Origin of the sequence: Peribacillus sp. FSL K6-5616, from assembly GCF_038008245.1 — a bacterium.
Lineage (GTDB): Bacteria > Bacillota > Bacilli > Bacillales > DSM-1321 > Peribacillus > Peribacillus frigoritolerans.
The window spans coordinates 1,574,615-1,587,958 of sequence record NZ_JBBOYT010000001.1; the positions used below are offsets into that span (position 1 = coordinate 1,574,615).

Consider the following 13,344-nt stretch of genomic DNA (forward strand, 5'->3'; position numbering starts at 1 on the left):
ATGGCAAGGCGTAAATATTTGCAAGAGAGGAGTGAAGGTACAATGAAAGCATTAGTGAAAGCAGAACCAGGTTATGACAATATGTCGCTAGTAGAAATTCCAGAACCAGAAGGAATAGGGGATTTAGTTAAAATTAAAGTTGCTTACACTGGAATTTGCGGTACGGACATTCATACATTTACCGGAGATTATAGAAATTCAAAAACTCCCGTTGTTTTGGGGCATGAATTTTCCGGAGTTGTTGTAGAAGTTGGAGACGCAGTAAAAAATATTAAGGTAGGGGACAGGGTTACAAGCGAAACCACATTCACAACATGCGGCTTGTGCGAATACTGCTTAGAAAAAGATTATAATTTATGCTTTTCCCGTAAAGGAATCGGAACTCAAGTAAATGGCAGTATGTCTGAATATGTAGTTTCTCGCGAAGAAAGTGTTCACGTTTTGTCTGAGAATATAAGCCTTGAAGCAGCAGCCCTAACTGAGCCGTTAGCTTGTTGTGTACATGCGGCTTTAGAAAAAACAACTATTAATAAAGGCGACAAAGTTCTTATTTTTGGACCAGGACCAATTGGTCTACTCCAATGCCAAGTTGTGAAAGCACAAGGTGCGTTTGTCATTTTAGCAGGCATCACAAAGGATAAGCAGCGCTTAGAATTAGCTAAATCATTTGGTGTAGACGTAATTGTCGATGTTCAAGAAGAGAGTTTAGAAGAAGTTATCATGAAACATACCGATGGTTATGGAGTTGATATAGTGTTTGAATGCTCTGGTGCAGTGCCAGCGCTTAATCAAGGCTTGCCATTGGTAAGGAAAAAAGGAACATTTGTACAAGTGGGTATTTTTGCGAATAAAATGAACCAGCTGGATCAAGAATCGATTGTTCAGAGAGAATTAAAGTATCTTGGTACACGTTCCCAAAAACCCAGCTCATGGCACATAGCTTTACAACTTCTAGAAGAACAAAAGATTGATACAGACATAATGATTACAAAAATTGTTCCTTTAGAAGAATGGCGCGAAGGATTTGAGGCAGTAATGGCTGGAAGCCAAATTAAGGTTATTATTGCGTCATAATCTCATAATTTCTATGCTATGAACTGAATCATTTCGTACCCTTTTTGAATCCTAGTCTCTTTTCAGTTACTTAACAAAACATCCTTTCAAAGCATCTCGATTCATAGTTCAACTTATATAACATTCTAGGATATTAATTCGTGTACCACACATATAACCCTAACAAATAATAAAAATTGTTTAGCTTGATTTTAATTAATATTAGATAAAAGGAGATTTAAAAATGACAGAAAAAACATTTACCATAATTGAAAAAACGGGTATCCATGCCCGCCCAGCAACAACATTAGTTCAAAACGCAAGCAAATTTAACTCGGAAGTAAACCTTGAATACAATGGCAAAAAGGTCAATTTAAAGTCTATTATGGGGGTTATGTCACTTGGTATTGCCCATGGAGATCAAATTAAAATCATAGCTGAAGGAACTGATGAAAAGGAAGCGATCCTGTCTCTTGAAGACACCATAATAAAAGAAAAACTGGGTGAATAAAAACACAATTGCCCATAAACTTTTAGACAGTTTTATTCTAAAAAAGTTGAACTAATTGATCTGGACCATCATTTTCGAGTATACACAAAGGAAAAACTTGCTAGAGAATGAATCCGAATGAAACAAGAACTGTTTTACAGTGAAAAATAACAGGATTTAACCAGAGCTGTCCTTAGACGGCTTTTTCTTTTTGAAATAATAGGTCTTGATTAGTTTATGTTAGATGTTTTAGTCACTCGAGATAAAGAGGTATCCAAAGAAAAATTATTTTGATATATCCAATCCCTTAATTATTTGAGAATGTTTGGTGTGTGAAATTGAAATTAAAACACTTACATTTCCTATTATCTGTGTATAAATACCTGAAAATATGAAATTATCTTTAAATTCAGATGATTCAGTGTTATTATTTTATAAGAATATTCAAACTATTAAATTGGAAGGTGAGGGAACTCATATGTCACAGATGTTGGCTTTGGTTATTGTTATTCTGATTTTATTTGTAGGGGACATAGTGGCGGTTCGAACAAAAGCCTGGGTACCTTCCGTTTTCATTTCCGCGATTCTATTTCTTTGTGGTTATTGGACATTCTTCCCGCAAGACATCGTTTCAATAGCAGGTGTTCCACCGGTAGTGGCAACCATGATGATGTACTTATTGATCACGAATATGGGAACATTGCTTTCAATAAGGGAATTGGTGAATCAATGGAAGACGATTGTCATCTCCTTATCTGGTATTCTTGGCATTGTTGCACTATTATTCGGAATTGGCATCTTTATTTTTGATCTGCAAACTGTCCTTGTAGCGGTTCCACCATTAGTGGGAGGTATGGTTTCTTCAATAATCATGTCAGAAGGAGCGGCAGATGCAGGACTTACGAGCTTGTCCGTTTTTGCCATTGTTATTTATGTCATGCAAGGCTTCGCTGGATATCCTTTAACTTCAATTGTCTTGAAGAAAGAAGGGAAGAAGCTTTTGGGGCAATACCGCAATGGAAAGTTAACGGTAAAAAAGGATGAAACTGCAGCCGCTGCAGAAGGCCTGACGGAACTTAGGCTGTTTAAGAAACTTCCTGAAAAATATAATACGGAGTATTTCAAATTTTTAAGACTTGCAGTTGTTGCTTTACTTGCTTACCTAGTTTCGAGTGGATTAGAGCCGATTATATCTATAAACGCATTTGTTCTTTGCTTACTATTCGGGGTTATCGGAAAAAGTATCGGTTTCTTGGAAAGACAGACACTGCAAAAAGCAAATGGATTTGGATTTGCGATCATGGCCCTTATGCTTTTCGTCTTTGATGGATTGAAAAATGCAACACCAAGTATGATGATGGAGATTCTTTACCCACTTGTTGTTTGCATTATCTTAGCTGTGATAGGTATGTATATATTCTCATTCATAGCAGGGAAATTGTTAAAAGTCAGCAAAGAAATGGCCTTTGCTGTATCTTTAACAGCATTATACGGATTTCCAGCTGATTACATTATCACCAATGAAGTCGTCAATTCATTAACAAAAGATGAAAATGAAAAAGAAGCATTGCTAAGCCATATGCTGCCGCCGATGCTTGTTGGCGGATTTATATCGGTAACAATCGTGTCGGTTATTTTGGCAGGAATATTCGTACAATTCTTGTAAAATAGGAGGGATTCTAAGTGAGGCTTAGCGAACGTATAGAAAAGCAAATAAATGATTTGAGCGAATTTACATCAACACCCGGAGAAGGGACTACCCGGCTTACGTATAGCAAGGAAGACTTGCTTACACGTAATTATATAAAAAATAAAATGTTGGAATACGGCCTGACAGTAAAGGAAGATGGATTTGGAAATATTTTTGGAAAGCTTGAGGGTACTTTAAAAGATGCACCAAGCGTTCTGTTAGGTTCACATTTTGATTCCGTACCAAATGGCGGTGCGTATGACGGACCAGCCGGTGTAATTGTCGCACTTGAAGTGGCTGCCCTATTTGCAGAAAATCAATTAACACCTAAATATCCATTGGAAATCGTTGCCCTGATTGAAGAAGAAGGAGCTCGTTTTGGCGGAGGGCTAATGGGGTCGAGAGGAATAGTGGGAACGCTAAGTGAGGAAAGTTTTAAAAATTTAAAGGATAAAGATGGTATCACCACAATTAAAGCGATGTCAAAAATTGGACTGGATTTCTCTCTTCCGAAAAGAAGAAATCCCAATAGCATTAAAGCATTTCTCGAATTGCATATAGAACAAGGTCCAATCCTTGAAGAGAAGAATATCTCCATTGGTGTTGTAGAAGCTATTGTTGGTTTAACTCAATTTGAAGTAACCATTGAAGGAAAGGCAGGACATGCAGGCACAACCCCAATGGATCGCCGTACGGACGCATTGGTTGCTGCCGCTCAAATTATTTCTCAAATACCAAACTTTGCAATTGAGGAAGGAGAAGGAACGGTTATAACGACAGGACGACTAGATGTTTTACCAAATGGAGCAAACGTCATACCGAATAAAGTGGTATTTTCGGTAGATATTCGATCAAGCAAGGAAGAACATATTAACAATGTCATCAAACGGATGAAAGAATTGATCGAATCCTATCATGAACAGGGGATCCATACAACTGCGGAACAGCTTTTATATATGCCGCCAAAAGTATTGAGTAATGAGATTAAAGCTTTATTAAAAGATAAAAGTTCTGATTTGGAAATTCCATACTGTTCCATTGATAGTGGAGCAGGTCATGATGCGATGGTTTTTTCCGATGTGACTGATGTTGGCATGCTCTTTGTTCCAAGTAAAGCAGGGTTAAGTCATTGTCCGGAGGAATGGTCGGATGCACGTCATTTGGCAAATGGAGTACAAATCTTTTACGAAGCGGCTAAATGTTTAACGGAGGTAGAAAAAAATGATTAATCAAACGATAAAAGAAGCGATTCAAAATTATAGTGATGAATTAACAGAAATACGCAGAAAACTTCATAGCGAACCTGAATTATCATGGGAAGAAGAAAATACAACTGCTTTTATTTGTGAATACCTTGAAAAATTAGGGATTACTTATCGAAAAGCAGAACCAACAGGTGTCATTGCAGAAATTAAAGGCGGTAAGGCCGGAAAAACCGTCGCATTAAGAGCAGATATGGACGCCCTTTCTGTAGAAGAATTAAATAAAGACTTGCCGTATGCTTCAAAAGAAGAAGGGAAAATGCATGCATGTGGTCATGATGCACACACATCCATGCTATTAATTGCAGCGAAGGCACTAAACGAAATAAAAGAAGAATTACCTGGGAATGTGCGATTAATATTTCAACCAGCTGAAGAAGTGGCAACAGGTGCAAGGGAAATGGTTAAACAGGGGGCCGTTGAAGGGGTTGATAATGTTTTTGGCATACATATTTGGTCGCAAATGCCAACAAACAAGGTTGCTTGCACTCAAGGACCTTCATTCGCTTCAGCAGATATCTTTACCGTAACCTTTAAAGGAAGAGGGGGACATGGTGCAATGCCGCAGGATTGTATCGATGCTACTATTGTTGCCTCTTCATTCGTCATGAACGTACAGTCCGTCGTATCAAGAACGGTCGACCCTCAAAATCCCGCTGTTTTGACAGTTGGAAAAATGGTCGTTGGCACACGATTTAATGTCATTGCAGAAAATGCCGTCATTGAAGGGACTGTCCGTTGTTTTGATCCTAAAACACGAGACCATATTGAAAAGCAGCTCCAGATTTATGCTGAAAATGTTGCGAACATTTACGGTGCGACCGCAAAGGTTGATTACTACCGTGGCACGCAAGCTGTCATCAATGATGAATATAGTGCCAAATTAGTGCAAAAGGTGGCCTCACAAGCGTTTGGCGAAGACGCAAAATATAATGAAAAGCCAACAATGGGGGGAGAAGACTTTAGCTTCTATTTAGATGAAGTACCCGGAAGCTTCGCTTTAGTGGGATCTGGAAACCCTGAAAAAGACACGGAATGGGCGCATCATCACGGGAAATTCAACATCGACGAGGATGCGCTTGCTACCGGTTCAGAACTTTATGCCCAATATGCATGGGCGTATTTGAATGAATAACGGACTGAAAAGAAGAAGGAACTTGGACAATTTCAAAACAGTCTTTCAATGTCAGAAGGCCGCCAATTGTCGGCCTTCTGGCGTTAAGGGTTCCATTTAACTACAAAGGCGTTGTATACAGTAAAAAAGGGATGGATTTTACCATTCCTTTTGTTTTCCATTAACAAGGAATGAAACAACAAAGGTATCTTATGTCGTAATTAAAATGAGAAATCAATTAATTACCACGAAAAACTTAAAAAAACTTAAAATAATGCAGATTTTATTGCTATTAAAATTAAGTAGAATTATAATTGGATCTATAGGGTGACATCATGTAACTGGAACAGTGACTATTTCAACAGATATGGATGGATTGAAATTGTAAAAATAAATCCAAAAACATCACAAGAAGAGATATGAAAGATTGGAGGAAAAGAGTAAATCCAATCAAATACCGGGCTGGATGCCTCTTGTTCTCCAATGAAGTTTATAATCATGATCATCTTAAAATATAAACGTACTAAAGGAGGATTTCACAGGTGAATCAGGAAAAAGAAGGTTTGTCCCGCAGAAAGTTTATAGGTAACGTCTGTAAAATTGGAAGCGCTTCCGCTGTTCTCGGTGTCACGGACACGGTGGGATTATTTATGCCTGAGACGGCAAGTGCGGATGCTGAGAGGAAGGCTGGCCATAACACCAAAAAACCAGGAAAGAACAGTTCCTACATATTGATGAATGTTAGATTGGAAAGTGGATACAAGTATAAAGATGGCCAGGTCGTCGCAACCGAAACCGTATTGAGGAACCTCCATATTGTAAAAGGCATCATTACCAGAATACTAGATACCAAGTCCCCTTATGGAAAAGGTGTCGATTGCTACGACGCTAAAGGCATGTTGCTACTTCCTTCTTTTAGAGATATGCATATTCATTTGGATAAAACCTTTTATGGCGGTCCTTGGAGAGCGGCTGCGACGAGGAAAAATGGCATTTTTGACATGATTACCTTGGAGCAGACACTGCTGCTGGAGCTCCTTCCAACAGCTCAGGAGCGTGCGGAGAAATTAATTGAACTAATTCTTGGCTATGGCTCAACTTATGTCAGAAGCCATTGCAACATCGATCCAGTCGTTGGCTTGAAAAATCTTGAAAAACTAAATCTGGCCTTAGCGAACTATTCAGATAAAATATCACATGAAATCGTTGGATTTCCTCAACATGGCCTACTTCGTTCAAATTCTCAGGGATTGATACGTGAAGCCATGCAGCTCGGAGTTACACATGTTGGCGGACTTGATCCAACCTTAGTTGACGGGGATATGGAAAAATCGTTGCAAACGATGGTACAGATCGCGGTTGACTACAAAGCAGGTATTGATATTCACCTTCATGAAGGTGGCGAAACGGGTTTGAAGGCAATACGTCGATTGGCTGATCTGACTGAGGAAGCTGGTCTGCAGGGAAAAGTGACGATCAGTCATGCGTTTTCGCTCGCTTCGTTAGGGGATGGCGCCGACGTAGAAATGGCAAAGCGCCTTGCATCGCTGGGTATTTCCATTGCCTCAACCGTTCCAATCGGCAAAGACGTAATGCCGATTCCGCTCCTTCAGAAGCATAAGGTGAACGTCATGCTAGGTAATGATAGTATTACGGATCACTGGTCACCATTCGGGATTGGCGATACGCTGCAGAAGGCACATCTCGCCTCAAATCTATACGGATGGTCAAACGAATACAACTTGTCTCGCTCACTTTCCCTTGCTACCGGTGGTATTACACCGTTAGACGAGGCTGGTAAGCAAATATGGCCAAAGGTAGGCGATGCCGCGACCGCTGTACTCATTCCAGCAAGCTGCTCGGCCGAAGCCGTAGCCCGACTGCCTAAGCGTGCTGCCGTATTGCATAAGGGAACTCTCTCTTCGGGTTCTCTGGATAGCGTGAAGCCTAAGCTTCATACCAATTAAAAGGGTATGACAATGTTAATGAACCTTGGTAAAAAAGAATTGGGATAGGTTCGATGAGCACATTAACGTTTAACGTTTTAAAGGAATTACAAAATATGAATACCGATGGGGGAAGTTATGCTACAAAATATTGGAATACCAGGATTGATGCTAATTTTAGTGATTGCCCTTATTATTTTCGGCCCTTCAAAGTTACCGGAAATCGGAAGGGCGTTTGGCTCAACATTAAGAGAATTTAAAAAGTCTACCAGAGACCTTGTAGCAGATGACACTCATGCAGATGTGACCAATAAGAAAGAAAGCTAATCAAATAAATGAAGAGAGGATGTAGGATCTGTCTTACATCTTTTTTTCCTGGAGTGATGAAGTTGGAAAATCAAATAAAAACGAGCATGATTCAGCACCTTGAGGAGTTACGTAAACGTATTATTATAACATTAGTCGTTTTCACGCTGTTCCTCGTACTGACATTTATATATGTTCAAGATATTTATAATGTAATAGTTAAAGACTTGCCGTTTAAGCTAGCCCTGTTAGGACCGAGTGATATCATACTCGTTTATTTAATGATTGCCACCGTCGTTGCCATCGCGGCTACTATACCGGTTGCTGCTCACCAAACTTGGCTGTTTATACATCCAGCGTTAACAGCAAAAGAACGCAAGGTTACTAGCGCTTATATTCCAGCTCTTTTTATTCTATTCATATTAGGAATCAGTTTTGGTTACTTTATTTTATTTCCTATTGTCCTGAATTTTTTAATGTCTCTATCAAACGGCATGTTTACTACTTTCTTTACAACGGAGAAATATTTCCGGTTTATGCTTCATATGACATTGCCTTTTGGATTTCTATTTGAAATGCCCGTTGTTATCCTGTTTCTAACAAGTTTAGGAATTATAAATCCATACCGTTTGCAAAAAATCAGGAAATATTCTTACTTTATTTTAATAGTTATTTCAATTTTGATTACTCCACCAGACTTTCTATCAGATATCCTAGTTACAATACCTTTATTACTCTTATATGAAAGCAGTGTCAGCTTATCTAAATTCGTATATAATCGACATCAAAGGGAAAAAGAAAGTAAAAAATATGAATCTGTCTAAAAAGGGCCTTGCACCAAGATAGTAGCATCTTCATTTTAAGGTTGATTTTTTTCATGCCCGGAAAATATCCTTCCAATGGTCGGAATCTATATTTTGGTGGGCTGACCGACATGTTTAATCCCTGGTTAATATCCCCGATATGAAATTCTGATAACTAAGTATATTGATTAATGTGTTCGGCATTTACTAATAATCTACCCTCAAAAGCTTAATTATCCTTAAAAAAATTCATGTTTCTTTGTGATTAAACTTGGATTAACTTATAATTAAATTACGAGGTGAGATCATGCTACAGGATGAACGACTAGACGCCATTGTTCAATATTTAAACGAACACGAACGGATTGATATTGAAACAATTTGTAAAATAAATAATGTATCTAAAGATACGGCCAGAAGAGACTTAATCAATTTAGAAGAGATGAGGAAGATCATTCGAATACGGGGTGGGGCGAAAAAGGCTCTGCTTTCCAATGAAGTCCATAATTATGGTGAGCGCATGAACATGGCATCGGAAGCTAAAGGCAAGATCGGAAAATTTGCAGCTTCTTTGATAAACAACGGGGATCATCTTATTTTGGATGCCTCTACAACAGTTCAATTTGTAGCTAAATATTTAACGAGCCGGAACAACACTGTCGTGACTAATTCGATTAACATTGCCAGTGTATTAAGCCAGAGGGACGATATAAAAGTTAATTTATTAGGCGGAACATTAAGCACTAGACACCAAGCCATTTATGGTTCAAGAGCCATCAGGGATGTACAAGATTATAAGGTGAATAAATGCATCATTGGTACTTGCGGAATATCTGCTGAAGGACTGTCTACATCCATCGAGGAAGAAGGTCTCCTCGTTCACGAAATGATTAAGCGTTCTGACCAGGTCATTGTGATTGCAGATTCAACGAAGTTTAATAAAACTTTTTTTCAAAAGGTATGTGACTTAAACTCCGTTGATATAGTGATTACAGACAAAGAAGTACCAAAAAACATGCAGGAAATCTTAAATAAACATGTGGTAGAAGTGATTGTGGTTCCAGGTCATGAAAGAGACGAGTAATAGTTTTATGGGTTCGATTTACTGCTAATTATATTAAACTCATAACAGCGGTTAATGCTTAAATTGAGGATATACAATATAGTGTTGAACGAAAAGCAAAAAGATATGTTTGTGAATCATGTAAAAAAATTTATGGAAAAAGAGCGCCCAAGAGGTGCTCTTTTTTCAGTGGATAGATTGATGAAGTTCTTTTTAAACATTTGTAAAGATGATTAGCTGTTCACTCCACATTGCTGGTAAGAAAATAAACCTTTTGGTATTTTCCTTCTGTATCCATTGCAGTCACTTACTTATTGCCTACTAATGAAGATGTTGATATGCTCCATTTCGATAGAAAGGGCCGTTGAAATTCCATTCATTTTACATGGAAAAATGGTAAAGTTAGTGGAGGATCCTCTCCAATCGGCTGTACAGGCGATTGGAAGGAGGGAAATCAAAAGATTAATAAATTAAATCATGGCTGTAGAAGTAATAATAAGAAGTAGAGGGACTTTATAAAAAGGCTTTGCGGAGGGGGAACTCATATGGGCAATTACTTATCAATCAGTGAAATGGCTACCATTCACAGTATCTCAAGGCAAACACTCATTTATTACGATAAGATCGGTTTATTTAAACCCGTACATATAGATGAACATGGTTATCGATATTATAGTGCCGTTCAAATTCCGTTTCTAAGGGAAATTTGCTTTTTGAAGTCGATTGGCATCAAACTGAATGATATTAAGGACCATATAGGAAATCGCAATTTAACGACTGCCATGTCACTTTTGGAATTTCATCAAGAATTCATTGATAAAGAAATAAATGCCTTGATGAATACACGTACATTCATTCAACAGAGGTTAATGAAATATTCAGAAGCCAAAAATATTAAAAGTGAATTGGATAAACCTATTATCGAAGAATTTCCTGAAAGGCATGTATTATTTATACCATTTGAAAATGAATTGTGCCGAGAAGAATTACATTTAACGCTGATGAAAGCTTGGAATGTATTAAGTAAACATGAGATGCTTCCGTCAGAGGGATTTGGCACGGTTATTTTAAAGGATAACCTTGGGACGGATGATGTTTTCGAGGGTGCGGGAATATATACTGCATTACCTTTTATCGATCCTGATATGAATAATATGATGACGTTGCCTGCTGGGCAATATGCATGTATGTATAAATATGGAATGCCATATAACATTGAGTTTTTAAATGAATTGGTTCAATGGATCAGTGAAAATCACTATAGAATTGTTGGGGACGTCGTGGATGCTTGCTTATTGGATACGACCTTTTATGAGAATGATAGTAGTGTTGATTTTTGTCAGCTGCAAATCCCTGTAGAGAAAATTACTTGAATTTTCAAATATCCATTGACTGTATAGTAGAAATACACTTTAGAATATCAATTGTAACCGATAACATATAGGTTATTTTAATGTAACTATACATAGGATACTGATCTTAAAGTGACAGGGGGATTTATTATGTCTGAAAAAATGAATAAAGTGACAGATTTACGTTCTGCGCTGGAACTACTGAAGTCGATTCCAGGACAATTGATTGAAACGGATGAACCAGTCAATCCTCATGCTGAATTATCTGGGGTTTATCGTCATGTCGGTGCTGGCGGAACAGTCATGCGTCCAACAAAAATCGGACCTGCCATGGTTTTCAATCATGTATTGGGACATGAAGATTCAAGCGTGGTGATCGGACTTTTAGCCAGCCGGGAAAGAGTCGGTCTCATGCTGGATACAAAACCGGAGCGACTGGGATTCCTTTTAAATGAAGCTGTAAAAAATCCAATTGATCCAATCACCATTTCAAATGATAAAGCGAAGGCTCAGGAAGTGGTTCACTATGCAGAAGATCCGGATTTCGATATCAGAAAATTAATACCTGCGCCTACGAATACAGAGGAAGATGCAGGCCCGTATATAACGATAGGCATGTGCTATGCCTCCGATTCAGAAACGGGTGAATCTGATATTACGATACATCGTTTATGTTTACAAAGTAAAGATGAGATGACCATGTATTTTGTTCCTGGACGTCATTTGGAAGTTTTTCGTGAAAAGGCTGAAAAAGCAGGAAAACCGTTACCGATTTCCATTAGTATCGGTGTTGACCCTGCTATTGAAGTCGCTGCTTGTTTTGAAGCACCAACGACACCCCTTGGCTTTAATGAGTTGAGTGTTGCAGGGGCGATCAGGAAAGAAGCGGTAGAATTGGTCCAATGCTTGACGATTGATGAAAAAGCTATCGCGAATGCTGAATATGTAATAGAAGGGGAATTGGTTCCCGGAGTGCGTGTTCGGGAAGATCAAAACACCAATACGGGAAAAGCAATGCCGGAATTCCCTGGTTATACAGGTTCAGCTGTTGCGGATCTGCCACTAATCAAAGTGAAAGCCGTAACGCACCGAGTCAACCCAATCATGCAAACAGTTATTGGTCCGAGTGAGGAGCATGTGAATATGGCTGGCATTCCAACTGAAGCAAGCATTCTGCAAATGGTGGAAAAATCCATGCCAGGAAAATTGTTGAATGTATATGCCCATACTTCAGGAGGAGGTAAATACATGGCTGTTCTTCAATTCAAGAAAAGTCAGCCAAGTGATGAAGGGCGCCAAAGACAAGCTGCACTATTGGCGTTCTCCGCCTTTTCTGAACTGAAGCATGTATTCATCGTGGATGAAGATGTGGATCCCTTCGATAGCAATGATGTTCTATGGGCGTTAAATACTCGTTACCAAGGTGATGTTGATACGGTTTTCATTCCTGGAGTGCGCTGTCACCCGTTAGATCCTACACAAGATCCTGCATACAGCCCTACCATTCAGGAAAAGGGGATTTCCTGTAAAACCATATTTGACTGCACAGTACCATTTCATTTAAAAAATGAATTTAAAAGGTCTGAATTTAAAGAGGTGGATCCAAGTCGATTCGTTCCTGGATTTTCCAATTCGTAAGTTTCTATAAAGTTTCGATTCAATGACTAATGTAAGGAGGGGAATTAATGAAAATCATTGTTGGGATAACAGGAGCGACTGGAGCCATTTTTGGAATTAGGATTCTTCAGATGCTTAAAAGCAGTGAAGTGGAGACCCATTTAATCATGTCCCCGTGGGCCCATGCCACCATTCAACATGAAACATCTTATTCTGTTAAAGACGTGGAGGGATTAGCTGATCATTCCTATTCCTACAAAGATCAAGCAGCAAGAATATCAAGTGGGTCTTACCGGGTTGATGGCATGATCGTAGCACCTTGCAGTATGAAAACGCTAGCTTCCATTCGCATGGGACTAGCGGATAATTTATTAACGCGATCTGCTGATGTCATGTTGAAGGAAAGAAAAAAATTATTACTAATGACTAGAGAAACCCCTCTGAATACGATTCATTTGGAGAATATGACGGCGCTTTCCAAAATGGGGACCATTATATTCCCTCCGATGCCAGCTTTCTATAATCATCCTGAGAATGTTAACGATATCATTGACCATCTTGCTTATCGGGCGTTAGATCAATTTGAAATCGATACTTACGGTGCGAAACGGTGGGACGGAATGAAATATCGCACCAAAATATAACAGA

Annotated in this window: 12 protein-coding genes; all 12 read left to right on the forward strand. The window is 38.7% G+C overall.

Features of this window, described 5'->3' with window-relative positions; genetic code table 11:
* The first annotated feature begins 42 nt into the window (after positions 1–42).
* The 12 genes from MHB45_RS07570 to MHB45_RS07625 all read left to right on the forward strand — a co-directional run bounded on the left by MHB45_RS07570 (position 43) and on the right by MHB45_RS07625 (position 13,340).
* Entirely contained in the window at positions 43–1,074 is a 1,032-nt protein-coding gene (locus tag MHB45_RS07570) for a zinc-binding dehydrogenase (protein WP_072272832.1), read from the forward strand.
* A gap of 223 nt (positions 1,075–1,297) precedes the next feature.
* Positions 1,298–1,564 carry a phosphocarrier protein HPr gene (locus MHB45_RS07575; protein WP_072272833.1) on the forward strand — a complete coding sequence of 89 codons (267 nt, stop codon included), beginning with the start codon at positions 1,298–1,300 and terminating at the stop codon, positions 1,562–1,564.
* Positions 1,565–2,021: 457 nt separating this feature from the next.
* Positions 2,022–3,209: a hypothetical protein gene (locus MHB45_RS07580; RefSeq protein ID WP_072272834.1), complete on the forward strand. Its 1,188-nt coding sequence runs from the start codon at positions 2,022–2,024 to the stop codon at positions 3,207–3,209.
* Positions 3,210–3,226: 17 nt separating this feature from the next.
* Positions 3,227–4,462 carry a Zn-dependent hydrolase gene (locus MHB45_RS07585; protein ID WP_048687678.1) on the forward strand — a complete coding sequence of 412 codons (1,236 nt, stop codon included), beginning with the start codon at positions 3,227–3,229 and terminating at the stop codon, positions 4,460–4,462.
* On the forward strand, positions 4,455–5,630 hold the full coding sequence (locus MHB45_RS07590; RefSeq protein WP_072272835.1) for a M20 family metallopeptidase: 1,176 nt from the start codon (positions 4,455–4,457) through the stop codon (positions 5,628–5,630). Before MHB45_RS07585 ends, MHB45_RS07590 begins: the two co-directional genes overlap by 8 nt.
* A 521-nt stretch (positions 5,631–6,151) precedes the next feature.
* Positions 6,152–7,576: an amidohydrolase gene (locus MHB45_RS07595; protein WP_081088581.1), complete on the forward strand. Its 1,425-nt coding sequence runs from the start codon at positions 6,152–6,154 to the stop codon at positions 7,574–7,576.
* 117 nt (positions 7,577–7,693) lie between these two features.
* Positions 7,694–7,882, forward strand: coding sequence for a twin-arginine translocase TatA/TatE family subunit (locus MHB45_RS07600; RefSeq protein ID WP_048687681.1), 189 nt, complete (start codon positions 7,694–7,696; stop codon positions 7,880–7,882).
* Positions 7,883–7,968: 86 nt separating this feature from the next.
* On the forward strand, positions 7,969–8,685 hold the full coding sequence (tatC, locus tag MHB45_RS07605; protein ID WP_373689794.1) for a twin-arginine translocase subunit TatC: 717 nt from the start codon (positions 7,969–7,971) through the stop codon (positions 8,683–8,685).
* A gap of 286 nt (positions 8,686–8,971) precedes the next feature.
* Positions 8,972–9,748 (forward strand): DeoR/GlpR family DNA-binding transcription regulator, encoded by a 777-nt coding sequence (locus tag MHB45_RS07610; protein ID WP_048687683.1) that lies wholly within the window; start codon positions 8,972–8,974, stop codon positions 9,746–9,748.
* Positions 9,749–10,272: 524 nt separating this feature from the next.
* Complete coding sequence (locus MHB45_RS07615) at positions 10,273–11,100, forward strand: MerR family transcriptional regulator (RefSeq protein ID WP_072272837.1); 828 nt, start codon at positions 10,273–10,275, stop codon at positions 11,098–11,100.
* Between the two features lie 129 nt (positions 11,101–11,229).
* The gene (locus MHB45_RS07620) at positions 11,230–12,717 is read left to right on the forward strand and encodes a UbiD family decarboxylase (RefSeq protein WP_048687685.1); all 1,488 of its coding nucleotides are present in this window, start codon (positions 11,230–11,232) and stop codon (positions 12,715–12,717) included.
* 47 nt (positions 12,718–12,764) lie between these two features.
* A complete protein-coding gene (locus tag MHB45_RS07625; protein ID WP_072272838.1) occupies positions 12,765–13,340 on the forward strand; it encodes a non-oxidative hydroxyarylic acid decarboxylases subunit B in 576 nt (191 codons plus the stop codon).
* Positions 13,341–13,344 lie beyond the last annotated feature (4 nt).

Excerpts from the sequence above, each read along its gene's own strand:
- MHB45_RS07570 (WP_072272832.1), top strand. The coding sequence starts at position 43 with ATGAAAGCATTAGTGAAAGCAGAACCAGGTTATGACAATATGTCGCTA.
- MHB45_RS07575 (WP_072272833.1), top strand. The coding sequence starts at position 1,298 with ATGACAGAAAAAACATTTACCATAATTGAAAAAACGGGTATCCATGCC.
- MHB45_RS07580 (WP_072272834.1), top strand. The coding sequence starts at position 2,022 with ATGTCACAGATGTTGGCTTTGGTTATTGTTATTCTGATTTTATTTGTA.
- MHB45_RS07590 (WP_072272835.1), top strand. The coding sequence starts at position 4,455 with ATGATTAATCAAACGATAAAAGAAGCGATTCAAAATTATAGTGATGAA.
- MHB45_RS07600 (WP_048687681.1), top strand. The coding sequence starts at position 7,694 with ATGCTACAAAATATTGGAATACCAGGATTGATGCTAATTTTAGTGATT.
- tatC (WP_373689794.1), top strand. The coding sequence starts at position 7,969 with ATGATTCAGCACCTTGAGGAGTTACGTAAACGTATTATTATAACATTA.
- MHB45_RS07610 (WP_048687683.1), top strand. The coding sequence starts at position 8,972 with ATGCTACAGGATGAACGACTAGACGCCATTGTTCAATATTTAAACGAA.
- MHB45_RS07615 (WP_072272837.1), top strand. The coding sequence starts at position 10,273 with ATGGGCAATTACTTATCAATCAGTGAAATGGCTACCATTCACAGTATC.
- MHB45_RS07620 (WP_048687685.1), top strand. The coding sequence starts at position 11,230 with ATGTCTGAAAAAATGAATAAAGTGACAGATTTACGTTCTGCGCTGGAA.
- MHB45_RS07625 (WP_072272838.1), top strand. The coding sequence starts at position 12,765 with ATGAAAATCATTGTTGGGATAACAGGAGCGACTGGAGCCATTTTTGGA.